At 66.0% G+C, this 24,270-nt stretch carries 22 protein-coding genes and 1 tRNA gene; 8 read left to right on the top strand and 15 right to left on the bottom strand.

Translation table 11 applies throughout. From position 1 onward, the window contains the following. Nucleotides 1–32: 32 nt before the first annotated feature. From I6F21_RS25210 to I6F21_RS25190, 5 genes are all read right to left on the bottom strand, one after another. Nucleotides 33–812, bottom strand: a complete 780-nt coding sequence (locus I6F21_RS25210) for an SDR family oxidoreductase (RefSeq protein ID WP_109142002.1) — start codon at nt 810–812, stop codon at nt 33–35. 188 nt (nt 813–1,000) lie between these two features. Next, the gene (locus tag I6F21_RS25205) at nt 1,001–1,522 is read right to left on the bottom strand and encodes a TerB family tellurite resistance protein (RefSeq protein WP_036002890.1); all 522 of its coding nucleotides are present in this window, start codon (nt 1,520–1,522) and stop codon (nt 1,001–1,003) included. 178 nt (nt 1,523–1,700) lie between these two features. Further along, the gene (locus I6F21_RS25200; protein ID WP_036038810.1) at nt 1,701–3,110 is read right to left on the bottom strand and encodes an adenylate/guanylate cyclase domain-containing protein; all 1,410 of its coding nucleotides are present in this window, start codon (nt 3,108–3,110) and stop codon (nt 1,701–1,703) included. A gap of 50 nt (nt 3,111–3,160) precedes the next feature. Beyond that, a complete protein-coding gene (locus I6F21_RS25195) occupies nt 3,161–4,531 on the bottom strand; it encodes a cytochrome P450 (RefSeq protein ID WP_036002897.1) in 1,371 nt (456 codons plus the stop codon). 35 nt (nt 4,532–4,566) lie between these two features. Then, nucleotides 4,567–5,928 carry a hydrolase gene (locus I6F21_RS25190; protein WP_225183567.1) on the bottom strand — a complete coding sequence of 454 codons (1,362 nt, stop codon included), beginning with the start codon at nt 5,926–5,928 and terminating at the stop codon, nt 4,567–4,569. 137 nt (nt 5,929–6,065) lie between these two features. Here I6F21_RS25190 and I6F21_RS25185 point away from each other — a divergent pair, with 137 nt between their 5' ends. Then, nucleotides 6,066–7,754, top strand: coding sequence for an MFS transporter (locus I6F21_RS25185; RefSeq protein WP_225153151.1), 1,689 nt, complete (start codon nt 6,066–6,068; stop codon nt 7,752–7,754). A gap of 134 nt (nt 7,755–7,888) precedes the next feature. Here the strand turns inward: I6F21_RS25185 and I6F21_RS25180 are convergent, their stop codons facing one another. Together I6F21_RS25180 and I6F21_RS25175 are read right to left on the bottom strand one after the other, a co-directional pair. Further along, complete coding sequence (locus I6F21_RS25180; RefSeq protein WP_036002903.1) at nt 7,889–8,104, bottom strand: hypothetical protein; 216 nt, start codon at nt 8,102–8,104, stop codon at nt 7,889–7,891. A 152-nt stretch (nt 8,105–8,256) separates the two neighbouring features. Beyond that, nucleotides 8,257–8,550 (bottom strand): hypothetical protein, encoded by a 294-nt coding sequence (locus I6F21_RS25175; RefSeq protein ID WP_225183566.1) that lies wholly within the window; start codon nt 8,548–8,550, stop codon nt 8,257–8,259. A 252-nt stretch (nt 8,551–8,802) separates the two neighbouring features. Here I6F21_RS25175 and I6F21_RS25170 point away from each other — a divergent pair, with 252 nt between their 5' ends. Further along, nucleotides 8,803–9,858, top strand: coding sequence for a polysaccharide deacetylase family protein (locus I6F21_RS25170; RefSeq protein WP_225183565.1), 1,056 nt, complete (start codon nt 8,803–8,805; stop codon nt 9,856–9,858). A gap of 132 nt (nt 9,859–9,990) precedes the next feature. On the opposite strand, the gene I6F21_RS25165 is transcribed toward I6F21_RS25170, so the two are convergent. The 5 genes from I6F21_RS25165 to I6F21_RS25145 all read right to left on the bottom strand — a co-directional run bounded on the left by I6F21_RS25165 (nt 9,991) and on the right by I6F21_RS25145 (nt 14,538). Beyond that, entirely contained in the window at nt 9,991–10,383 is a 393-nt protein-coding gene (locus tag I6F21_RS25165) for a hypothetical protein (protein WP_225183564.1), read from the bottom strand. Nucleotides 10,384–10,496: 113 nt separating this feature from the next. Then, nucleotides 10,497–10,572: transfer RNA gene (locus I6F21_RS25160), tRNA-Thr, on the bottom strand. Nucleotides 10,573–10,671: 99 nt separating this feature from the next. Beyond that, a complete protein-coding gene (locus I6F21_RS25155) occupies nt 10,672–12,471 on the bottom strand; it encodes a heme biosynthesis HemY N-terminal domain-containing protein (RefSeq protein WP_225183563.1) in 1,800 nt (599 codons plus the stop codon). A 35-nt stretch (nt 12,472–12,506) separates the two neighbouring features. Further along, nucleotides 12,507–13,727 (bottom strand): hypothetical protein, encoded by a 1,221-nt coding sequence (locus I6F21_RS25150; protein WP_225183562.1) that lies wholly within the window; start codon nt 13,725–13,727, stop codon nt 12,507–12,509. Nucleotides 13,728–13,791: 64 nt separating this feature from the next. Beyond that, nucleotides 13,792–14,538 (bottom strand): uroporphyrinogen-III synthase, encoded by a 747-nt coding sequence (locus I6F21_RS25145; RefSeq protein WP_225157726.1) that lies wholly within the window; start codon nt 14,536–14,538, stop codon nt 13,792–13,794. Nucleotides 14,539–14,695: 157 nt separating this feature from the next. On the opposite strand from I6F21_RS25145, the gene tsaD reads away from it, so the two are divergent. From tsaD to I6F21_RS25130, 3 genes are read left to right on the top strand one after another with little or no spacing between them, the layout of a single operon-like run. Beyond that, the gene (gene tsaD, locus I6F21_RS25140; protein ID WP_193375182.1) at nt 14,696–15,763 is read left to right on the top strand and encodes a tRNA (adenosine(37)-N6)-threonylcarbamoyltransferase complex transferase subunit TsaD; all 1,068 of its coding nucleotides are present in this window, start codon (nt 14,696–14,698) and stop codon (nt 15,761–15,763) included. Nucleotides 15,764–15,765: 2 nt separating this feature from the next. Further along, nucleotides 15,766–16,746 carry an NAD(P)H-dependent glycerol-3-phosphate dehydrogenase gene (locus I6F21_RS25135; RefSeq protein WP_225183561.1) on the top strand — a complete coding sequence of 327 codons (981 nt, stop codon included), beginning with the start codon at nt 15,766–15,768 and terminating at the stop codon, nt 16,744–16,746. Between the two features lie 2 nt (nt 16,747–16,748). After that, complete coding sequence (locus I6F21_RS25130) at nt 16,749–17,162, top strand: EVE domain-containing protein (RefSeq protein ID WP_036002930.1); 414 nt, start codon at nt 16,749–16,751, stop codon at nt 17,160–17,162. 92 nt (nt 17,163–17,254) lie between these two features. On the opposite strand, the gene I6F21_RS25125 is transcribed toward I6F21_RS25130, so the two are convergent. Continuing rightward, a complete protein-coding gene (locus I6F21_RS25125; protein WP_225183584.1) occupies nt 17,255–18,349 on the bottom strand; it encodes an adenylate/guanylate cyclase domain-containing protein in 1,095 nt (364 codons plus the stop codon). 101 nt (nt 18,350–18,450) lie between these two features. Between I6F21_RS25125 and I6F21_RS25120 the strand changes: the two genes are divergently transcribed. Beyond that, nucleotides 18,451–18,906 (top strand): SRPBCC domain-containing protein, encoded by a 456-nt coding sequence (locus I6F21_RS25120; protein WP_036002934.1) that lies wholly within the window; start codon nt 18,451–18,453, stop codon nt 18,904–18,906. Between the two features lie 110 nt (nt 18,907–19,016). On the opposite strand, the gene I6F21_RS25115 is transcribed toward I6F21_RS25120, so the two are convergent. Continuing rightward, entirely contained in the window at nt 19,017–20,186 is a 1,170-nt protein-coding gene (locus tag I6F21_RS25115) for a DNA topoisomerase IB (RefSeq protein ID WP_225113174.1), read from the bottom strand. A 392-nt stretch (nt 20,187–20,578) separates the two neighbouring features. Between I6F21_RS25115 and acs the strand changes: the two genes are divergently transcribed. Next, complete coding sequence (acs, locus tag I6F21_RS25110) at nt 20,579–22,525, top strand: acetate--CoA ligase (protein WP_036024231.1); 1,947 nt, start codon at nt 20,579–20,581, stop codon at nt 22,523–22,525. 442 nt (nt 22,526–22,967) lie between these two features. Further along, nucleotides 22,968–23,483 carry a L,D-transpeptidase gene (locus I6F21_RS25105; RefSeq protein ID WP_036024233.1) on the top strand — a complete coding sequence of 172 codons (516 nt, stop codon included), beginning with the start codon at nt 22,968–22,970 and terminating at the stop codon, nt 23,481–23,483. A gap of 53 nt (nt 23,484–23,536) precedes the next feature. Here the strand turns inward: I6F21_RS25105 and I6F21_RS25100 are convergent, their stop codons facing one another. After that, nucleotides 23,537–24,124 carry a thermonuclease family protein gene (locus I6F21_RS25100; protein WP_225183560.1) on the bottom strand — a complete coding sequence of 196 codons (588 nt, stop codon included), beginning with the start codon at nt 24,122–24,124 and terminating at the stop codon, nt 23,537–23,539. Nucleotides 24,125–24,270 lie beyond the last annotated feature (146 nt).

The following is a 24,270-nucleotide window of genomic DNA, read 5'->3' as shown; positions in this document are numbered from 1 at the left end:
CTCCGGGCCACTACGGACGCGGGCGGCGGCGTTCAGCGCCGCTGCCGCTGGAACCGGCTAGTGGCCGCCAGGATGAAGCCGCGTGGGAAGAAGCGCAGCGCGAACGGCACAATCTTGTTGCCGAGGCCGGGCAGCACTGCCCGTTTGTTGGCCATCAGAGCGCGATACGCCTCCCGCGCAACCTCGGCAGCTGAGACGTTGAGAAAGGCCGTGTCATGTTGCGAGCCGACGCCGGCGCGGGCCTGGAATTCCGTGGGGACCGGGCCCGGGCAAAGCACGGTGACACGGACGCCGCGGGGAGCGAGCTCCGCCCGCAATGCTTCGGTGAAGGAAATCACATAGGCCTTGGATGCGTAGTACACGGCCATGCCGGGGCCGGGCAGGAAGCCTGCAACCGAGCCGACATTGAGAAGACCGCCCTTGTTCCGGATGAGCTGATCGGCGAAGCGCAGCGACAGATCCGTCAGGGCGCGGACGTTGACATCGACGATACCGAGCTGCGCGACGCGATCGCGCTCGATGGCATCGCCGAATACGCCGAAGCCGGCATTGTTGACGAGATGATCGAGCTCGACGCCTTCGGCGGCAAGTGTCGCGGCGATCCTCTCACCGGCATGCGGGTCCTCGAGATCGCAGGCGATCACGATCGGCTTCTTGCCACCCTTGGCGGCGATCTCGTTCGCGAGCGCTTCGAGCCGATCCACCCGTCTCGCCGTCAATGCGAGGCGATGTCCATTGGCGGCAAACACACGCGCCAGCTCCATCCCGATGCCCGCCGAGGCACCGGTGATCAACGTTACCCGCTCATTCACGATCGAAGTCTCTTGAATTGAAGTCTGTGGTCCCGGCAATACCAGAACGAGAGCATAAGCCGTGCGCGCCAGGCAAGCGGCGCTGGCAGCATGGCTGCTTGTGAGAGCGACAGTGGAAGCAGGAAAGACCGGTATTTGCAGTCGAATCCGCAGAAGCGGGGGACCGCCGGGCTTATATTAAAGTTTCGTCATGTGGCTCGCAGGCCAGGCAATCCGCCGGGGACCGGTCCGACGGCGCGATCCTTGACCTGGCCACCGGCACGCTCCGCAATGGCGTGCTTCAGCTCGATCCGGTCACGCTGGGAGATGCCGAGCAGGTCGGACGCGCGCCAGACCACATTGTCCTCGAACTCGCTGACCTCTCCGTCGGCATAGACCAGCTCCCACATCATCTGCACGATCCGCTTGCGACCCGCTTCGTCGAGCGAGCGCATGATGACGCTGGTGAAGTGATAGAGGTCGACGGCCTCGCCTTCGACCTGGGTGGCGTCGGCGATGAGACGGTCAGCGGTGCCGCGGTCGAGCCCGAAATGGCTTTCGATCAGGCTGTGCAGCTTGCGCTGCTCGGCCGCGCTCGGCTGGCCGTCCAGCGAGACCACATGGACCAGCAGCGCGGTCGCGGCCAGCCGGTAATCGCTGTCGCCAAATGCGCGGTCCTGGGCTTGGGGACCGACAATGTCGGCGATGAATTGGCGCAAGCCGTCGAGCATAGGTCCTACCGAGATTGATGACGCCGCAAGGAGCGCGGCCGTTACCAGCATTATATGAGCAAGAAACCCAACCGGCGCAACGTGCGTCAGTTCCGCGCGCGTATTACGTTTCGGCAATCTGTTCACCGTCATTCCGGGGCGATGCGCCAGCATCGAACCCGGAATGACGAATGATGCCTCACGGTATCTCGTACACCACCATCTTGTCGGCGATGCCGCGCAGCGCGGCCTGCTTCTGGATCGGCTTGATCGCGCGCTGCTCGAGCACCTCGGCGACTGCGGGAGCGTCCAGCACCGGGCCGGTGATGTGGATCTCCTGCGCGGTCGACAGGCTCTGCACGCGGGCGGCGATGTTGACGGTCTGGCCGAAATAATCCTGCCGCTCGTTGAGCATGACCGCGAGGCAGGGGCCTTCGTGGATCCCGATCTTGAGAATGAGGTCGTTGGCGCCGCGCTGCTTGTTCAATTCGTCCATCGCCGCGCGCATGCGCAGTCCCGCGGTGATGGCGTGCTCGGGCCTGACGAAGGTCGCCATCACGGCATCGCCGATCGTCTTCACGACCGCACCCTTCTCGGCGGCGATGATCTCCAGCAGCGCGCGAAAATGCGCCCGCACGAGATCGAAGGCATTGAGGTCGCCGACCCGCTCATACAGCGCCGTCGAACCCTTCAGGTCGGTGAACAGGAACGTCAGGGACGTGATCTTCAGTCGCTGGTCGACATTGAGGTTGTCGGCCTTGAAGACGTCGCGGAACGTCTGGTTGGACAGCATGCGCTTGGCGGTCAGGATCGGCTTGCGCTTGCCGATCATCTCGTGCAACGCGTGGTCGGCAATCCAGACCGAGGGCAATACGCGACTGTCCGATTGGTTCTCGAGCATGAGACGCAACGGTCCGGGGCGCATCACGGTGGTCCCCGTCGGCGCCTCCAGCTTGTTGAACATGATCGACAGCTGCTGACGCTCGCTGGTCGGCTCACCCTGAACGTCCAGGAAATGGGCGGAATGGGTGACCGGCTCGAACACGATGATGAACTGGCTCGGCAGATTGAGTGAGAGGATCGCCTTCTCGCCGGCGGGCAATTCGAGGGCTTCGAGCGTTACCTGGTTGATCAGGCGGGAAAAGGATTCGTCGTTGATGTCGACGCCTGAGCTCCAGAACATCTGCCGCACATACTCCCAGATCGGCAACGTGTCGGGATCATGAGCACCGATGCGGCGGACCCGCGGGCTGACGGTGAAGGCCACCTCGACCATCTCGTCGACGGAGGCCTCGTATCCGGCGGCGCAGAGCGCGCAATTGTAGTCGTCGTGCTTCAACGACTTCAGTGTGGCGTGCGCGCCCAGCACACCTCCGCAGCCGGGACACAGCACGTTCCAGCTCATGTCGAACAGGCCGAGCCGCGAGGCGTGCAGGAAGCCGGAAATGACCTTCTCCTGGTCGAGCCCGGTCCGGTCGGCAAAATCCAGCGCATTGATCCGGTTGAGATCGCGATCATGACCGTTGGCGATCAGCTGCGCGATGGCCTCCACCACAACGGGATCGGCGGTCTGCTTCAGAACGGAGAATTGGGCCTGGATGTCGCTCATGGCGAAACTCTATGTAGGCTGGATCACGCCAGCGGCCAGACGCGAGCCTGTCACCGACGCGTGATGCGGAACAGGGGTGAATGGTCCGGCTGGGTGGTGACGACGCCGAGCGGAATTACGGGGGTCGCGGGGTCGGCAAGCTCGATTCGGTACGCTCCGATCAGCCGCGCCAGCGCCAGCACGGATTCGGCTTGGGCAAACGGTGCGCCGATGCAGACGCGCGGACCTGCACCGAATGGCAGGTAAGCAAAACGGTCCGGCGCCTCCTGCGACATGAAGCGCTTTGGAATGAATGCGTTCGGCTGATCCCACAGCTTCTCGTGCCGGTGCAAGAGCCAGGGCGCGATCATGATGATGTCGCCCTTGCCGATCTCGACGCCCGCCGCATTGTCCCTATCGCGCGCGGCACGCGCGACCAGGAAGGCCGGCGGATAGAGCCGCATGGTTTCGTCGATCACCGCGCGGGTGAATTTCTGGCGATCGATGTCGGCCATGCTGTCGAGATGCTCGCCGCGGGTCTCGGACGCCACCTCCTCCTGCGTATCGGGATCGAGCGCGAGCAGGTAGAGCGCCCAGAACAGCGCCGTCGCCGTGGTCTCATGACCGGCGAGGATCATGGTCGCGACCTCGTCGACCAGCTGCTCGTCGGAGAAGCCCTGGCCCGTCTCGGGATCGCGTGCCTCGTCCATGAGATCGAACAAATCGCGCGGCGGCGCACCGTCCTTCTTGCCCGCCTTACGCCGCTCGGCGATCAGCATGGCCACGAACTCGGTCCAGCGCTTGCGGAAACGGGCGCGGGCAAAATCCATCGGGCTCGGCCAGGACACCGGCAGCACCATGTCGAGGAAGTACGGACGCCCCAACCGCGCGGCATATTCCATGATGAAGTTGCGCAGGGTTGCGCCGTGCTGGTCCATGCCGAACGAGAACATCGTGCGACCGGCGATCTCGAGCGTCATGCGCTGCATGATCGCGCGCAGGTCGACCGGCTCACCGGTTTGCGCGTCCAGCTTGGCGATGGTTTCGTCGAGCACGGCCGTCATGTGCGGAACGAGGTTTGCGGTCGCGCGCGGCGTGAAGGCCGGCGCCAGCGTGCGGCGCTGAAACGTCCAGGAATGACCTTCCGCGATCAGAAGGCCGTCGCCGAGAACGGGGCGCAGCATGCGGATGCCGGCCGGCGTGCGCGTGTAGTTCTCGTAATTGCTGAGCAGCACGTGCCGGATCGCGTCCGGCTGGTTCAGGATGAAGCTATTGCGGAAGAAGAAGCGGCCAGAAATGACCTCTTCCTCGTAGGCGCGTTGACCCCAGGTCGCGATCATATTCTGCCTGATGACCGCGAGCCGGCCGAAGAACGACATATCGTCGGGCGCTCGCGGAGGAGCCGGAGGGGTGATGGGCCGACGCACGCTGGCGATATTCATGGCTCTCTCCCGCAAGGTGGGACGCAGGTAAATAGCTAGTAAGTCAGCTCGGCGATGGCAATCCGGTTCTCGGACGCAGCCCAGGCGCGTGCCACAATCCGTTCTTCGCCGAATTGGGCCACGATGTTACGGCCAACCTCGGTGGCGGGAAGCCGCAGGGTGGCTGCCGCATCCGTGGGCACGCCCGGCTTGACGTCGGCCGGCTCCTTGCCGTCGAGCAGCACCACGTCGCGCGGCAGGCCGAAATAGCCGCGCGGGCGCGACATGATCACGACGGCGCCGGCGGCCTTGTCGGCCGGCCCGAGCGGCCGCGCGGGCCGCAGATGCACAACCTCGGACGAGCGCGGGAAGGGCGAGCGGTAGATGTGCGTCGTCGGCGCATCCGGCGAGGTCAGCACGAATTCGAGCGACCAGGCGGGATCGACCTGCGCCGGCCCCCAACGGCCATCTGAGCCTGTTGTCGAGCTGTACAGCGCACCGTCTTTGCGCTCCCCGGTATCAGGATCGACACGGAAGACATCGACGATTGCACCCGCGACCAGACGATTGGTCGGCACGCCGCCGGGCGTACCCGTGACGAGGCCGCTCAATCTCACGCTGGTCTCCGGCACGATCGCGATGCGCGCAGGTTCGCGCCCCGCGATGAACTTGTAAATCTCGCGGAACGCGCGCGGGTGAAACGCCACCTCGCGATGGTCGAGCGCGCCGAGCACGAGATTGGTGGCGCCCTTCAGCTCCGGCCCTTCGGCGGTGACATTGGTCGGCATGCCGGGCTTGCCGATAAAGCGGCCATCGGGTTGCGCGAATTTGTCCAGACCGTCGCTGCGCAGCGTGAGGAAAGCGACTCCCGGCGTCACCTCACTCTCGCCCTCGTTCAGTCCGCGCAGGAACGTGCCGCGGCCATTGAATTCGTTGTTCGGCTGGTCGTCTGTTGCGAACACGCCGTGATTGGGCGTACCGCACAGCACCGCATGGCTGACATCACCGGCGCCGCCGTTCTTGATGACGTTACGGATCGCGTAGCCGCCGCGCGAGCTGCCGACCAGCGCCACGCGGGCTGCGCCGGTGCGGCGCTTCAGCTCGGTGATGGCGGCAGCGAGCTCGAGGCGCTGGTCCTCGGTCGAGGAGCGACCCGCCTGCTCGACCTTGTCGTCGTTGCGCGCCAGCGGGTCGGTGAAATTGATCGCCATCATGCGATCGCGCGCGATACCGTTGGACTCCATCCGCCAAAGCGTCGTCATCCAGAGCGCGCCGTAATCGCCATTGCCGTGGACGAACAGAATCGGCGGCAGCTCCGTGGCGGGCGCGGTCTGCGCCAGCGCGCCCGTCCGCAAGCTCGCAAGTGCGAAAGGCACGCTCGCAGCCCCTTGCAAGATCGTCCGTCGCGACAGCTTCATCTGTTCCTCCCCGGCAAACCTAGCTCTTTGCACTGCTTATACCGGCCTAAGCACTGGACAGCGAAGGACTTTCGCGGGCATCACTGAATTGGCCGGAATCACCACGACCACTTCTGCCATCCGACATGGAAGGGGATATGACCGAGCAGCCGAACCGCCCGAAATTGGCCGCCGACGGCATCACTGCGCCCCTGCGGTACACCGTGTTCCGGCGGATCTGGCTCGCCAGCCTGCTCTCCAATCTCGGCCTCCTGATCCAGGGCGTGGGTGCGGCCTGGGCGATGACGCAGATGGCGGCCTCGGCAGACAAGGTGGCCCTGGTGCAGACCGCGCTCATGCTGCCGATCATGCTGATCTCGATGCCGGCCGGCGCCATTGCCGACATGTATGACCGCCGCATCGTCAGTGTGATTTCGCTGTCGATCGCGCTGATCGGCGCGAGCGTGCTCACCGTGCTGGCCGGCTTCAACCTGATCACTCCGGAATTGCTGCTCGCCTTCTGCTTCATCGTCGGCAGCGGCAATGCGCTGTTCGGTCCGGCCTGGCAGTCCTCGGTCAGCGAACAAGTGCCGCCCGAGGCATTGGCGTCCGCGGTGGCGCTGAACGGCATCAGCTACAACATCGCGCGCAGCTTCGGTCCGGCGGTCGGCGGCGTCATCGTCGCTGCGCTCGGTGCGGTGGCCGCATTCGCCTGCAATGCGATCCTCTATCTGCCGCTGCTGGTGGTGCTGCTGCTCTGGCGCCGCAACACCGAGGTGTCGCGCCTGCCGCGGGAAAAGCTCAACCGCGCCATGGTCTCGGGCGTGCGCTACATCACCAATTCGCCGCCGATCAAGATCGTGCTGTTGCGCACGCTGGTGATGGGCCTGATCGGCGGCGCGGTGATGGCGCTGATGCCGCTGGTCGCGCGCGACCTCCTGCATGGCGGCGCGCAGATGTATGGCATCATGCTCGGCGCCTTCGGCATGGGCGCGGTGATCGGCGCGCTCAACATCCACGAATTGCGCAAGCGCATGAGCGGCGAGGCCGCGATCCGCGCCTGCACCATCACGATGGCCTTCACCATGGCCGCCCTCGCTTTGAGCACGGAGCCGGTGCTGACGGCGGCCGCGCTGGTGCTAGGCGGCGCAGTCTGGATGGCGGCGATCGCGCTGTTCAATATCGGCGTGCAGCTCTCGGCCCCGCGCTGGGTCGCCGGTCGCTCGCTCGCAGCCTTCCAGGCCGCGATCGCCGGGGGCATCGCGATCGGCGCCTGGGGCTGGGGCCATCTCACCGACTATGCCGGCGTCGAGATCGCATTGCTGACCTCGGCCGGCCTGATGCTGATCTCGCCGCTGCTCGGCATCTGGCTCACGATGCCGCGTGTCGGCGCCCGCAACGAGGATGCGGACATGCTGGCCGATCCCGAGGTGAGGCTGTCGCTGACAGGGCGCAGCGGCCCGCTCGTGGTCGAGATCGAATATCGGGTTGCGCAAGAGAATGCGCGCGCGTTCCACAACGTGATGCAGGACGTGCAGCTCTCGCGCCAGCGCAACGGTGCCTATGGCTGGTCGATCGCGCGCGACATCGCCGACCCCGAGCTGTGGACCGAGCGCTATCACTGCCCGACCTGGCTCGACTATTTGCGTCAGCGCAACCGTGCGACCCAGTCAGAACGCGCGCTGCACCAGCAGGCGATCGATTTCCACATCGGTCCCGAGCCGGTGCGAATCCGCCGCATGCTGGAGCGCCCCTTCGGTTCGGTGCGCTGGAAGGACGACACGCCGGACCGCGCCAACAGCGAGGTGCTGCCGGTGGTCGCGACCGCGGCGGGAAGCAGTACGTAGGCCTCTCGTCATTCCGGGACGCGCCGTAAGGTGCGAACCCGGAATCCATTTATCGCAGGAGTTGGTCGCGCGATGGATTCTCAGGTGCGCAGTTGCGCACCATAGTTCGCGCTTCGCGCGCCCCGGAATGACGATCACTGCCCGTGCTGGGTCAGCACCTTGTCGCAGGCCTTGCTCAGCTTGGTGCGGTTCTGCTTCAGGCAGGCCAGCACGGCACCGTCGCCATTGTCCATTACGGGACGGCAGAAGCGCGTGACGTCGCGCGCGCAGGCATCATGGCCGGGCTGCTGTTGCGCGGAGGCACTCGATGCGCACAGGAGCAAGGAAATAACGAAAAGCAGTCTGGTCATCGCGCAATTGCCTCTTACCCGGAAAGACGTGCGGGCGAAGCTAGTGCGACGATCCCGCACCTGCAACGGCTTTGTTGACTAGCTGCAGGGCGCCGCCGCATCACCCCGGCTTCATGCCGGGGGGCATGACGAGGGGAGCTGCAGCGTCTTGGTTACTGTGTGTCCTGAGCGTCAGCGACCTTGCGCGAGGCGCCCTTGGCGAGGGTCTTGTCCATCACCGCGCGGCATCCGGCGCTGAGGTCCGAGCGATGCTTGATCATGCACGCGGTGATCTTCGGGATATTGGGGATCTCGGCCGAGCAGAGACGGAAGGCATCGCCCGTGCACATCTGCTGCGCCTCGGCCGAGAAGGCGAAGCTCGCGCCCATCGAAGCGATCGAGACGATGGCGGCAAAGCCCAGGGCCAGGCTGGCGTCGCGGATCTTGCCGGTAAACGACTTGGTCATTTGAAGCTCCCGTTGGCGCCGCCTCAGCGGGCCCGTTGTCGATGGGAGCTACGATGCTCCGGCAAAACCGTTTCCACTGTGATGACGCTCACGGGAGACCCGTCTTTTGTGATCTCAGTCACTCAGACGCAGCCCACTGAAATTCCTTCGCAACCGCTGTCGTGTTGGTGTCACGTTAACTCTTACTTCGCATTAATGGCTCGTCGCGCGGGAAATTCCGCCGGTTTGGTTGCGTAATTGGAAAGAGTAACGATGCGTAATGCGTTGGGCCTGATGCTGGCCAGTGTAGTTGCGGCGGTCGTGATCGCCGCCGGCGGTTGGTTTTATTATTCCGCGCGCGCCGACCAGGGCGCCCCCAAGACAGTTGCCGCCCGTGCCGCCGATCCATTGCCGGCACAGGCGAAGCTCGCCGCCAAGGACGACGTCGAGACCACCGCGACCGTCGCGGCCAAGCCGGCCGCAGCCGCGCCGGCACCTGCGCCAGCGCCGCTCATGCCGATGCAGTCGAAGCAGGCCTGCGCCAATCCGAACGCGCTGGGTGTGTCCCGCGTCGTCGAGATCGACACGACCGGCGGCCCCGGCTTCGGCTTCGAGCATTTCAAGCAGTTCGACTTTCTGACCGAGAAGGAGGTCGTGCTGACCTTCGACGACGGTCCGTGGCCGGTGAATACGCCCACGGTGCTGAAGGCTCTCGGGGACGAGTGCACCAAGGGCCTGTTCTTCTCGGTCGGCAAGCACGCGACCTACCATCCGGAGATCCTGAAGCAGGTGCTGGCCCAGGGCCATACGGTGGGCACGCACACCTGGTCGCATGTCAATCTGAACAGCAAGAAGCTGACCGAGCAACAGGTCAAGGACGAGGTCGAGAAGGGCTTCAGCGCGGTGAAGTTCGCGCTCGGCACCAACCCGGCGCCGTTCTTCCGCTTCCCGCAGCTTCAGCACAATCCCGCGATGGTGAGCTATTTCGGCACCCGCAACGTCGCGATGTTCTCGACCGAAATCGACTCCTTCGACTTCAGGAAGGGCGCGACGCCGGAGAAGATCGTCGAGACCGTGATGACGAGGCTGGACAAGCTCGGCAAGGGCATCATCCTGATGCACGACTTCCAGAAGAACACGGGCCTCGCCCTGCCGACGCTGCTCGCGCGCCTGAAGGCCGGCGGTTACAAGGTCGTGCAGATGAAGGCCAAGACGAGCCTCCAGACGCTGCCGGAATATGACGAGGCGCTGATGAAGGACATGAAGGTGCCGACCGCAGGCACGAACTCCCGTCCGATCGCGAGCGTCGTGCAAACGATCTCGCAATAAGCGCCAAATCCAAAACTCTTGCGTCATGGCCGGGCTTGTCCCGGCCATCCACGTTTTAGGATCAGGCGCGAAGACGTGGATGCCCGGGTCAAGCCCGGGCATGACGGCGAGATCAGGGTACAGGTCAGCGCCTCACCAATAGATGCCGTGGCGATGCAGCTCGCTGATGATGCGGCGCTCGGTCCAGCTGCGCTTGGGCTTCGGCTTGTCCGCCTTTGCCGTGGTCTTGGCGGCGGGCTTGGGCGTCGTGACCGGCGCGGAGGCCGTCGCCGGTGTGGTGACCGTCGGAGTGGTCGCCACTGTCGGCGCGGAGAGCGACACCGCCGGCGGACGATCATGATATTTCTGAACCTCGGTGGCCGGCGCGGCTTCGCTCACCTGCGCCGTCACGGTGCTCGCCGATGTCGTGGTTTGCGGAGTGGAGGTCTGTTCGCCTGCCGCCGCCAGCGACAGACCGCGGGAGCCGCCTGCCTGGGCGGAGGCCGAAGCCAGCAGCATGGCGGCAATCAGAATGATCTTGCACATGTGAAGTCTCCCCGTGTTGGCGTGACAGGACGTTAGGGGGAGCCATGTCTGCGATTATGTGATCGCGATCACGCAGCCGAGCGAGCCCTTGGGGATCGGATGAACCGGGGCGCTGGTGCCGCAAGAGGGATTCGAACCCCCGACCCCGTCATTACGAATGACGTGCTCTACCGACTGAGCTATTGCGGCGAACCTGCCGGGACCAAAGCAATGTCGGCCCCGATACGCGCGCCCCTGATATCGGGCATGGCCCGAATTGGCAAGGACAAGCGGGAGGCGAAATACCGCTCACGCGCCCCAGCGGGACCAGAATCCGCGCCAGCCGCCCGCCTGGGCTTTGGGCGTGCCGATTTGTTCCGTAAATTCATCGCTTGGGCCGTCGTCGTCGATCCCGGGATCGTCGGGTGCGCGGACGATCGGGATGACGGTCTGGGTCGGCGCCGATGCGGGCTTGCTGAGGTCGGCCCGGGTCCGGAAGACCGGTGTCGCCGCCGGCGGCGATGATTCGGCGGGCGCCGAAGCCGGATTCGCCGGCTCGGCGGGCGTGACGGCCGGCTCGTCGACCTTCGCAGTTTGCTCCCCAGTCTCCTTGGCCACTTCCTTGGCAGCCTCCTTCGCGGCGTCCTTGGCCTGAGGGGGTGAATTGTCCTGCGCGGCCGGTGCCGGCACCGGGGCCACCTCCGGCGGTTCCATCGCGGCTTCGCCGGGAGCCACCGTCACCCGCTTCGGCGGCGGAGCGGCCAGCATCGCTTCCTCGAAGGCCGAGGATTCGAGCGTGGGGCCCCTGTCCGACGGCAAGCTCGCGACCGGCGCCTGCCACTGGAACGCATCGAGGCGGCCGGTGACCGGGGAGACCGGACGCCAGCGGTCGCTGACATAGCCGTCGGCGGTCCAGGCGGGATCGAGCCGCGCGCGCACCGCGCGCAAGGTCCAGACGCGGGCGCGGCCGCCATCACCATGCTCGGTGCGCTCAAGCTCGGCCATCAGCAGCGCGACGCGCTGGGTCGGATCCTTGAGATAAGGCGCGAGCACCTCGCGCGCGCGGGCGAACTCGGAGGCCTCGATCGCAGCACGCGCGATCGCGAGCTGCCCTTCGACATAACCGGGCTTGTCGGCGGGGGTCTTCGCGGCGAGAGTTTCTACCCGCTGCAAGCGGTGCCACGCGGAATCGCCGAGCTTCACATGCGCATAGGCATCCGCGAGATCGGGATGCGGATTGGCGAGCCAGGCGGCTTCGACCATCTTCATGGCGCGGCGCACCTGATGCGCCTCGCTCTCGAATTTTGCCGCGAGCACGGCCGCCGGCACCAGGGTCGGCGCGAGTTTGACCGCCTCCATCACGCTCTCGCGCGCGACGTCGCGGTCCATCGTTTCCAGCTCCAGCGCACGCGCGGCGAGCAGCACGCCGCGCTGCCGGCGATAGGTCTGCTTGTCGATCAGGCCCGCGGACAGATTCGAATCGAGGATCGCGAGCGCGCCGCTCCAGTCGCCGCGCGCGCAGCGGAAGCCGAGCACCGCGTGCGAGGCCCAGGTCGCGGACGGCGACAGCTTGATCGCTTCCTCCGCGATCATCACGGCGCCGACCGCATCATCGGCGCGCTGCGCCTCGATGAAGAGACCGCGCAGGCCGAGCAGCCGCGTATCCTCGCGTTCGGCCATGGCGCGGAAGACGCGTTGCGCCTCGTCGCGATTGCCTTCGAGCTGCGCCGACTGCGCGTGCAAAAGCAGTGCGAGCGGATCGTTCGGCGCATGCCGCCGCGCCGCCTCGGCGTGCCGGCGCGCGAGCGCGGAATCGCCGTGGCCGATCGCGAGCAGGCCATGGGTGATGGCGTGACGGCCGCGGGCATGGCGCTTGTCATGACGGCGGCGGCGCAAGCGCCCTGGCATGCGCCAGATCATCGTCAGGATGCTCCAGACTAGCACGACGGAAGCGGCGAAGAGGCCGAGCAAGAACACGAACCTCGGCAGCGTCGTCGAGATGCGGAAGCTGCCCGCGGTCAGCACGAGATCGCCTGGCTGGTCGGCCACCCAGGCCGCGCCGGCCGCCGCCAGTGCGATCAAGACGAGAAACAGGACGATGCGAAGCATGGTCGATCCCTATACGCGCCGATTGTTGCGCGATCTTATTGAGTAGATTTGGCGAGATCCGCCATGGCATCGTCGGCGAATTTGCGGGACGCGGCGAGCGCGGCGTCGCGGGCGTCGGCTTTGTCGAGCCAGGCCTGCGCCGGAGCACGATCAGCCTCGGGCAGCGTCTTCAGCTCGCGCCGCGCTTCGGCGAAATCGCTGCGGAGCGCCGCCGCCGTGACGCGCGTCACGATGGCGCCGCGATCGTTGCCGACACCATCGGTGCGCTCGATCCGCACGAGCTTTGACGCGCCGGCCTGGAGCCGCTCGACAATGCCGGCCTCGCTCGACGGAGCTTCAGCCGGCGGCGACAGCTTCGGCACGATATTGAGGAGCTCGCGGCTCAGCGCCGCCGATGTCGGGATGCCGGACGATGCAAACGCCTCGAGCGGCTTGAGCATATCGGGCTTGGTCGCCAGCGACCGCGCCGCCGCCAATTGCGATTGATAGGGGTCGCCGTGGCGAACGGCAACGTCGAGCAGGGACGCCGCGACCACATAGCGGAGCGGCTTGTCGTCCATCGTCTTGGCCTCGGCGATCTTCTCGCCCTGCTGCGCAAGCTCGGCCCGCTCGGTCTTGCTCGCGCGCTCGAGCTGGGCGATGCGGTCGGTGAGCGCGGCAAGATCGGGCGCGGCACTCGGCGGCGCGGATTTCGCATCGTTCAGCGCGCTCGCCGTCTTATCGAACTGTGCGCGCAAATCGGCGATGTCGCCGCGCAGTGCGCTCGCCGCTTTCTCCAACGCGTCGATCCGCGCGACTTGGGCCGGATCGGCCGCCGGCCTCGCGGCCCTGGCTTCGACCGCGGCAACGCGTCCGCTCAGCGCATCGACGGTCGCACTGGTGACCTGCGGCGCGGCCGGCGGGGCCTGCACCGCGGGCCAGCCCAGCATCCAGCCGACTGCGATCACGACCGCAGCCGCGGCAACGCCGGAGAACGGCGCGATGACCCAGGGCGAAATCGGCGCCGATACAGGCACCGCCGCGGAGGCCTGCTGCTCTGCAGATTCGGACTGAGGCTCGGCCTTGACCTGCTCCGAGCCGGGCTCTTCCACCCTGGCCTGCTCCTGCGCGACATGCTCGGATGCCTCGGGCTCGCCCGCGACCTGCTGCGGCTGGGTCGAGACTTCCGTCGCCTCGAGGTCGATGGTGGGCGGGGTGCGCTTGGCACGACCCGGATCGGGCGCCAATCCAGCGTCTTCAGGCTTGTCGTCGGCCATCGTGACGGTTCCTCACACTTCCATACCAGGGATGGATTAGATTGCGTCGGATTCGGCCCGACCTTTACGCCAAACGGGTCCGCAACGCACGCTCCAAGGTGTCGAATAAGGCAGTTTCGTCCGGCGTTGCGGCCACCAGAACCTGTGACGCGCCGGCATCGCGCAGCACGCCCGCAACGGTCTCGGACAGGCAGCAATGCGGGATCGCCAGCGCCGAAATTTCGACACCTTCGTCCCGCGCCGCATCGAGGAACGCACGTGCGCTGCGCCGGGAGTAGTGCAGCACCGCCTCGATCCCGTGGGCGGCAAAGCCCTCGCACACCTCGCGCGGCAGATGCTTCACCGGCGCCATGCGGTAGGTCGTCTGCGTCACCACGCGGAAACCTTCCGCCCCGAGTTCGCCGCCGAGGTCGCGCGACAGATCCGCGCCGGCGAGATACAGCAGCGTGCTGTTTTTCTTCAACACCTTGTCGCACGCGCTCTGCATCACCTTGTCGCGCAAGGACGCGGCGTCGCCCCCGGCGACGATCACCTCGGCAAAACCAGCCTCTCGCGCCGCTGCAGCCGTATGTTCGCCGACCGCGAACAATGGCAGCACCAGCAGACCGAGATCCGGCAATTGCGGCGCTATGGCGCGAATCGCGTTGGCCGAGGTGACGAGAACGGCATCATAAGAAACTTCGCTCTCGCCTTGGAAGGCGACCGGCTCGAGCTTGAGCGCCGGCGCAAGCAGTACCGCATGCCCGCGCGTGCGCAGATTGTCCGCCGTCGCCGCATTGTCGGGATGCGGCCGTGTGACAAGAATGGACATCGCTGCTGTTCCCGGACCATTTGGCGGTGACGCATTGACCAGAACGGCTGCGCGTGACGATTGCGCAAGCCGACCCCGGGATGCTACCGGACGTACCAGAACTCTGCTTTATGGATGAGCGCAAGGGCGCAAATTGGATAACAATTCGCCAATGCTGGTGCTGGGCATCGAAACCACCTGCGACGAGACCGCCGCGGCCGTGATCGAACGCGCGGCCGACGGCAAGGGCAAGATCCTGTCCAACATCGTGCGGTCGCAGATCGAGGAGCATGCCCGCTTCGGCGGCGTGGTGCCGGAGATCGCCGCGCGCGCGCATGTCGACGTGCTCGATGGGATCATCGACCGCGCCATGAACGAGGCCGGCATCGATTATGCTCAGCTCGACGGCGTCGCGGCGGCCGCGGGGCCCGGGCTGATCGGCGGCGTCATCGTCGGACTCACCACCGCGAAGGCGATCGCGATGGTGCACGACACGCCGCTGGTCGCGGTGAATCATCTCGAAGCGCATGCGCTGACGCCGCGTCTCACCGACGGCATCGAATTTCCCTATTGCCTGTTCCTCGCCTCCGGCGGCCATACCCAGATCGTCGCAGTCACCGGTGTCGGCCAGTATGTGCGGCTCGGCACCACGGTTGACGACGCCATCGGCGAGGCCTTCGACAAGGTCGCGAAGATGCTGGGCCTGCCCTATCCCGGCGGCCCGCAGGTCGAGCGCGCGGCGGCAGGTGGCGATGCCACGCGCTTTGCGTTTCCCCGGCCGATGCAGGGGCGCCCCGATGCCAATTTCTCGCTGTCGGGACTGAAGACGGCGGTGCGCACCGAAGCGAGCCGGCTGGCCGAGCTCATGCCGCAGGACATCAGCGATCTCTGCGCGAGCTTCCAGGCCGCCGTGCTCGATTCAACGGCCGACCGGCTGAGCGTCGGCCTGAAGCTTTTCCGCGAGCAGTTCGGCGCACCGCGCGCGCTGGTCGCCGCCGGCGGCGTTGCCGCCAATCAGGCGATCCGCGGCGCGCTTGACGATGTCGCGAAGCAGGCCGGGACGCAGCTGATCATGCCACCGCCCGCGCTGTGCACCGACAACGGCGCCATGATCGCCTGGGCCGGCGCCGAGCGCCTGGCGCTTGGCCTGACCGACACGATGGACGCGCAGCCGCGCGCACGCTGGCTGCTCGATGCCAACGCGACCGCGCCCGCGGGCTACGGCAAGACTCGGGCGGGATTCTAGGGATGACCGCTCTCCAATCCGTCGCAGTGATCGGCGCGGGCGCCTGGGGTACGGCGCTGGCGACGGTGGCGGCGCGAGCAGGGCGAAACGTGACGCTGTGGGCACGCAATGCCGAGCACGCCGCGCGGATCGCATCGACGCGCGACAATCCGCGGCTGCCCGGGATTCGGATCGTGCCTGAGCTCGTCGTGACGAGCGATCTGGCGCTCGCCGCGCGTGCCGACATGCTGCTGATTGCGACGCCGGCGCAACATTTGCGCGGTGCGGTCAACATGCTGGCCTCGCACATCACGAAGGCGGTGCCGATCGTCGCCTGCGCCAAGGGTATCGAGCACGGCACCCATAAGTTCATGACCGACGTGATCGCCGAGGCCGCGCCGCACGCGCAGCCGGCGATCCTGTCGGGGCCGAGCTTTGCCGACGACGTCGCACGCGGCCTGCCGACGGCAGTGACCCTGGCGGCAAGCGATGAGGCGCTCGCCAGCAGCCTGGTGCAGGCGCTGGGCTCGCGGACATTCCGCCCCTATCACTCCACCGACATTCGCGGCGTCGAGATCGGCGGCGCCGCCAAGAATGTGCTGGCGATCGCGGTCGGCATTGCGGTCGGGCGCAAGCTCGGCGCTTCCGCGCAGGCGGCGCTCACGACCCGCGGCTTTGCCGAGCTGACGCGCCTCGGCCGTGCGCTCGGCGCACGCAGCGAGACGCTCACCGGCCTGTCGGGCCTCGGTGATCTCATTCTGACCTGCTCGAGCCCGCAATCGCGCAACTTCGCGCTCGGCCTCGCGCTCGGACGCGGCGAGCAGCCTCCCGCCGGCAAGCTCGCCGAGGGCGAGTTCACCGCCCCCGTGCTGATCGAGCTCGCCGCTTCGCAAAATATCGAGTTGCCGGTATCTGAGGCGGTCGCATCGATCCTGAGCGGCAAAAGCACGATCGATGCCGCGATCTCGGCGCTGATGACGCGCCCCTTCAAGGCAGAGGAATAAGCATGGCGTACTGGCTCGTGAAATCCGAACCGTCGGTGTGGTCCTGGGACCAGCAGGTTGCGAAGGGCGCCAAGGGCGAGGCCTGGACCGGCGTGCGCAATTTCACCGCCCGTCAGAATCTCGTGAGCATGAAGAAGGGCGACAAGGCGTTCTTCTATCATTCCAACGAGGGCAAGGAGATCGTCGGCATCGCCGAGATCATCAAGGAGGCCTATCCCGATCCAACCGACAAGACCGGCAAATTCGTCTGCGTCGACATCAAGGCCGACAAGCCCCTGAAGACGCCGGTGACGATGGCCGCGATCAAGGCGGAGAAGAAGCTCGCGGATATGGCGCTGGTGAAATATTCGCGCCTCTCCGTGCAGCCGGTGACGGCAGAGGAGTGGAAGCTCGTCTGCAAGATGGGCGGGATGTAGTTACGTCGTGTCGTAGCCCGGATGGAGCGCAGCGCAATCCGGGAAAGTCTCGATTGAAGCCCGATCCCGGATTACGCTTCGCTCCATCCGGGCTACGATATCCGGGCTTGCGACTCCTCCAGCGCAAACACCTCGCACGGCGCGGCAATGCCGCGCAGCTCATGCGTCCCAAGCGCGACCAGCGGCATCTCCGTCTCGGCGGCGAGCGCGCCCGACACCAGCACCGTCCGGCCCAACGGCTTGCACAATCCCTCCAGCCGGCTGGCGAGGTTGACGGCGGGACCGATCGCGGTGAAGTCGAGCCGGTTGGCGGCGCCGATATTGCCCCAGAGCATCTCGCCGAGATGGAGCGCGGCGCCAAACGACAAAGGCGGCAGCCCTTGCGCGCGGCGCTCCTTGTTGAGATACGCCATCCCGGCTTCGGCTGCGCTTGCCGCGCGCAAAGCAGCGTCACAGGCGCGGCGCGGGGACGCCTCGAGCACCGGAAAGATCGCGAGCACGCCGTCGCCGATGAATTTCAGCACCTCGCCGCCGAAGGCGTGAACCGCGCCGGCGATGCGATCGAACCAGGCATCGAGCGCCGCAATGACATCGGCCGGCAGTGTCGTCTCCGACAGGGTCGTGAAATTGCGCAAATCCGCATAGAGCAGTGCGGCCTGGATGGTCTCGCCGAGATCGCGGCGCAGAGGCGCCGCCAGTACCCGCTCCGCGCTGCGCGTGCCAAGGTATGCATCGAGCGTTGCCCGCAAGGTGGCGCGCGCGGCGAGCACGGCCAGCGGCGTTGCGGCGAAACGCGCGGCCTGACGCAATTGCTCGATCTCATCCGCCGTGAACGGACGCGGCCCGATCCAGCCGAGCAGCGGGCCATTGGGCCGTCCGGCGACATCTTCATGCACATCGCCGCCGGCGATATCGCGCAGCCAGCGGCGGCCGGCGTCGTCGGGTGGATCGGGCGCGAGGCCGCCCGGCGCGAAGCCGAGCGCTTCGATCACCTGGCCGCTGTCGGCACGCCACAGCCAGGTCCGCTTCGCGATCAGCGGATGCGGCACCTCCAGCGTCAGGGCGCCTGCCGCGAGCGGCACGCCATCGGCGGCCAGATGCGCGCCGAGCTCCGCGAGCAGGTGGTCGGCCCCGCGACAATCCGAGGCCGCATCGAGGAGCCAGGCGAGGGTCGGGGAGAGCTGCATGAGGCGATCATGGCGAAACAGGGCCGTCTTTGCCACGGGCAATCCTTGACGGAGCGCAGAGCCACCGCCATGTCCCATCGTCAGACCAGGGATGATCGCCGATGCCCGAACCATTCATAGTGCGACGCGAGACCCAGATCGCGGCCCCGCGCGCCACTGTCTTCGCCTACCTCACCGACCCCGAAAAGATCCTGAGCTGGATGGGCTCCGACGCAACCACGGAGCCTTACCCCGGCGGGCTCTACCTGCTCAAGGGCGTCAGCCCGGACGGCGCCGCCGCCCGCGGCGCGTTCCGCGAGGTCGTGCCGGTGCATCGTCTGGCCTATACGTTCGGCTGGGAGGGTGGTCAGGAAGTGCCGCCCGGCTCGAGCCTGATCGAGATCGACCTGATCGAGCAGGACGGCGGCACGCTGCTGCGCATGACCCATAGCGGCCTGCCGAACGAAGCGCAGGCGGCCGCTCATGCAACGGGTTGGGCGCACTACCTTGAGCGGCTCACGATCGCAGCCGCAGGCGGCGACCCCGGTCCTGACAAGGGTGTGTCAGATAAGAAGTAGCTCTCGTAGGGTAGACAAAGGCGCGCTCTTCGCGCCGTGCCCACCACCCGTCACCATGGGCAAATGGTGGGCACGCTTCGCTTTGCCCACCTTACGAGAGCGGCGCTTCGTTACACCGCCGCGGTCGCCACCACCTGCGCCAGCAGCTGCTCGCGCCTGGCCTGCGAGCGCTGACCCGTCATGGTCGCGGCGAAGCGCTCGAGGATGCCCTCCTCGAAGGCGGTGACGATGGTGTCGTGGACGTAGCTCTTGCGGCAGATCGCCGGCGTGTTGGAGAGCTGGTCGGCGGCGGCGCGGATCGCATCCAGCACCTGCTTCTTGCGGCCGCGCTGGCTGCTCGCCGGCGTGATCCGCGACAGCGATTCCACCACGACGGCGGACGCCATCAGCGTGCGGAAATCCTTCAGGGAAATCTTGATGCCGGCGATCTCGCGCAGAAACGCGTTCACCTGGGTGGTATTGACCGCGCGCACGATGCCGGAGGCATCGCGATACTGGAACATGCGCTTGCCGGGAACGCTCTGCAAAATGCCGATGGCGCGCACCAGCTTGGCGGCGTCGCACTCCTTGCGCACCGCCTTGCCGCCCTTGGCCTTGAAGGTCAGCACGAAGCAATCGTCTTCCAGAGTGACGTTGGACTTCAGCAGCGTGGTCGCGCCGCGGGTGCCGTTGAGGCGGGCGTAGGATTCGTTGCCGGGGCGGATCGCGGTGCGCGCGATCAGCTCGATCACGGCCGAGAGCGCGAACTCGCGCGTCGGCTCGTCCCCTGACAGGAACGCCGAGACCTTGCGCCGGATTTTCGGCAGCGCGCCGACGAGCTTTGCCAGGCGATGCGCCTTGCGCTGCTCGCGGACCTTCTCCCAGTCGGCGTGGTAGCGGTATTGCAGCCGGCCCGCGGCATCGCGGCCGACGGCCTGCAGATGCGAGTTCGGGTCGGCGGAGTAGCGCACCTCGCGATAGGCCGGCGGCACCGCCATGGAATGCAGCCGCCGGATGGTGCGGGCGTCGCGGATATGCGCACCGTTGGGGCGGACGAAGGAATAGCCCTTGCCGCGCCTGATACGACGGATGGTCAGCTCGTTCTGGTCGCCGAGCCGCAAGCCGAGCTCCTTGGCGAGGGCCTCGACCGTCGCCGCAGGCGCCGCGTCGTAGGTCTTCTTGGGGCTCGGGCGCCTGAAACCGGTCGGTTTCGGCCATTGTCCGAGGGCCTTGGCCAGGGCAATGGCTGCAGGATCGGCTGAAGCGGGCCGTATCGTCCCGAGATTCTGCTGATCCATCATGGTCTTACGCCTTAGCCCTGTCCTGTTGTCGATCAATGCCGCTGTTGTGATTTTTGTTCCGAGGAGTCTCTTTGGACCCGGGTTGGCCATTTAGGGTGTTCCGAACACGATTGCGAGTCCCGAATCAGTGACAAGAGGTTGCTAAATACCTCTCCTCGGCGCATGGGGGCTCTGCGGTCTCTGTTCTGGCGGTTTGGGTAGAGAGCCGGAAAGTGCTCGTCGGCCCTGTTTCAGATTTGCGACAGCGGGCCTTCCGGAGCTTGATTCTCCGCATGGCCGGCTGCCCGTCGAAGGTCCAGCTTGTGCTCCTTGTCGGGTCCGGTTAGCCCGACGCATAATCCATCAAATGATGATGTCGGCATTGCCTGAGCTTGCCGCATGTGGAGGGAAGCATGTCCGAGAAGATCTACGATATCCCCGCGGAGTGGGCGAAGCGCGCCTGGGTCGACCAGGCCAAGTACAAGGAGATGTACGCCCGTTCGATCTCGGACCCGAACGGTTTCTGGGCGGAGCAGGCCAAGCGCATCGACTGGATGAAGGCGCCGACGAAAATCGAGAACGTCTCGTTCGCGCCGGGCAACATCTCGATCAAATGGTTCGAGGACGGCATCCTGAACGTCGCCTACAATTGCATCGACCGGCATCTCGCCAAACGCGCCAACCAGACCGCGATCATTTGGGAGGGCGACGATCCCTCGCAGTCCAAGCACATCACCTACAAAGAGCTGCATGACGAGGTCTGCCGGATGGCCAACATCCTGCGCACCCGCAACGTCGGGAAGGGCGACCGCGTCACCATCTACCTGCCGATGATTCCCGAGGCCGCCTATGCAATGCTGGCCTGCGCGCGGATCGGCGCGATCCACTCCGTGGTGTTCGCGGGCTTCTCACCTGACAGCCTCGCCCAACGCATCAACGACTGCCAATCCAAGGTGATCATCACCGCGGACGAAGGCCTACGCGGCGGCAAGAAGGTGCCGCTGAAGGCCAATGTCGATGCGGCGCTTAGCAAGGCCGACGGCGTCGACTGGGTCGTCGTGGTCAAGCGCACCGGCGCCAAGGTCGACATGAACCCCACGCGCGACCTCTGGTACCACGAGGCCGCGGCGATGGTGACCACGGAATGCCCGGTCGAGCACATGCACGCCGAGGATCCGCTGTTCATCCTCTACACGTCGGGCTCGACCGGCCAACCCAAGGGCGTGCTGCACACCTCCGGCGGCTATCTCGTGTTCGCCTCGATGACGCATCAATACGTCTTCGACTATCACGACGGCGACATCTACTGGTGCACCGCCGACGTCGGCTGGGTCACCGGCCACAGCTACATTCTCTATGGGCCGCTCGCCAACGGCGCGACCACGCTGATGTTCGAGGGCGTACCGAATTATCCGGATAATTCGCGGTTCTGGAACGTCATCGACAAGCACAAGGTCAACATCTTCTACACCGCGCCGACCGCAATCCGCGCGCTGATGCAGTCCGGCGACGAACCGGTGAAGAAGACCTCGCGCGCCTCGCTCCGCCTGCTCGGCTCGGTCGGCGAGCCCATCAATCCCGAAGCCTGGGAGTGGTATCACCGCGTCGTCGGCGACGACCGCTGCCCGATCGTCGACACCTGGTGGCAGACCGAGACCGGCGGCATCCTGATCACGCCGCTGCCGGGCGCGACCAAGCTGAAGCCCGGCTCGGCGACGCAACCGTTCTTCGGCGTGGTGCCTGAGATCGTCGATGCCGACGGCAAGGTGCTGGAAGGCGAGACATCAGGCAATCTCTGCCTGACGCGGTCCTGGCCCGGCCAGATGCGCACGGTCTACGGCGACCACGCCCGCTTCGAACAAACTTACTTCTCGACCTACAAGGGCAAATACTTCACCGGCGACGGCTGCCGCCGCGACGCCGACGGCTATTACTGGATCACCGGCCGCGTCGACGACGTCATCAACGTCTCCGGCCACCGCATGGGCACCGCCGAAGTCGAGAGCGCGCTGGTCGCGCATGAGAAGGTGTCGGAAGCCGCCGTCGTCGGCTTCCCGCACGACATCAAGGGTCAGGGCATCTACGCCTATGTCACCCTGATGGCCGGCGTGCAGCCGAGCGACGAGCTGCGCAAGGAGCTCGTCACGTGGGTGCGCAAGGAGATCGGCCCGATCGCCTCGCCCGACCAGATCCAGTTCGCCCCGGGCCTGCCCAAGACCCGCTCCGGCAAGATCATGCGCCGCATCCTGCGCAAGATCGCCGAGGACGAGCCGGGCAGCCTCGGCGACACCTCGACGCTCGCCGATCCCGCCGTTGTCGATGATCTCGTCAAGAACCGGCAGAACAAGAAGTCGGCGTAAGGCGAGTTCGTGCCCCGAACGCAGCGCAGCGCTCCTTCAGCGGTGCGCTGCTGAGCCGGGGCCCATCTAAACGTCAGAACGTGTAGCTTCCTGGATCCCGGCTCTGCGCAGCAGCGTTTCCTGCTGCAGCGCATCCGGGACACGCGATTAGTTTTCGCGTCAGCGCGCCCTCTCAACCAACGGCCATTCACACCCTCACGCTGTTGTCAGCGGGCGCGGCAGCGCGCCTGCATCTTTCCCGCCGAGTGTTGTTTTCAGGTCATTTACTTTATTTCGAACATTTTCTTTGTTCCCCCTGCTGGCCGGCCCTCGGCAGCCGCGGCTGGAAACCATTGGGTTAACGGGCGCGGTTAAGAATGAGCATCGACGAGGGCTTGGTGCGGCGACGATTGCCGGTTCTGCGTCATTTTGGACGATCCGTTTTGGGCAAGGGGAAGCATCGATGTCGATGAGGATTGCGGTGGCGCTGGCCGCCACCATCGCGGCTGGGGCCTTGACGTCGACGGCGGCGCAGGCGCGGCCGGAAATGGTGGGGGCGCACCTGGCCGACTATTCGCCGGGCACCATCGTGGTCAAAACCAGCGAGCGGCGGCTTTATCTCATCCTCGGGAACGGCCAGGCCGTGCGCTATCCGGTCGGCGTCGGCAAAGCCGGCAAGCAGTGGGCCGGCACCACGAAGATCGACGGCAAATATCTCAATCCGGCCTGGGCGCCGCCCGCCGAGGTGAAGCGCGACAAGCCTGGTATCCCCGACGTCATTCCGGGCGGCTCGCCGCGCAACCCGATGGGCGTTGCGGCGATGACGCTCGCCGGCGGCGAATATGCGATCCACGGCACCAACGTGCCGGGCTCGATCGGCGGCTTCGTCTCCTATGGCTGCATCCGCATGCTCAACGACGACATCACCGATCTCTACGGCCGCGTCTCCGTCGGCACGACGGTGGTCGTGACGCGCTGATCGCCTGAATCAGCCGAGATGAAATGAAAGGCCGCGTCTTCGACGCGGCCTTTTTATTGCCAGAACCGCCAGCCGCGCGCGCACCAGCCGTCGCGATGGCCGCCATTGTAGCTGCGCACGAAGCCGCCGGCGAGCAGTGCCGCCGAGACGTTCACAGTCCGCCGGGTAGCGACGTCGGCGAGGACTCGGCCGTATTTGTCGGGAGCGAGATTGGTGATGGTCACGCCGCCCTGGCCGAGCAGATCGCGCAAGGCACGGGACGCCGCTTCGGCCTTGTCCAGTTCCTCCTGGCAAGATGCTTTCAATTCGGGCGCATCGATGCCGCGCAGCCGAATGCGGACCACGGGATGATCGCGTCCCCCGTGCAGACGAACACGGGCGAGAAAAGTGTCGCCATCGATGGCGCGGATGAATTCGACGGGACGCACATCCGCGTGGCCGGTCTGCTGAAGAACGATCTCGGCATCTCCATTGCGATCGGTATCGGGAACAAGCCAGTGCGTTCCATGACGGAATGTGAGCACGATGGCTAGCGCTATGCCCACCACGAACATCCAGGGCAATAGACCGGAGAAGCGGCGGCCGAGCGGCGAGCCGCTGAACTGCGGCCGGTAGGAATTGGGGCGATCCTGGAAACGCATCAACTCACGCTATGTCTGAGTCGGGGGAACTCACAAGCACGAGCGTGTCCATAAACGACGCCGAATGCGCCGGAGGCCATGCACGAAAGTTCCGTCTGTCAAAGAGGTTAGCCGTAGTTCTACTGGGGATCCGCGAATATTTTCCA

Origin of the sequence: Bradyrhizobium sp. NBAIM03, from assembly GCF_020194055.1 — a bacterium.
Classification (GTDB): domain Bacteria; phylum Pseudomonadota; class Alphaproteobacteria; order Rhizobiales; family Xanthobacteraceae; genus Bradyrhizobium; species Bradyrhizobium yuanmingense.
Note: the sequence above shows the minus strand (reverse complement) of the source record. Positions and strands in the feature narration are given on the sequence as shown.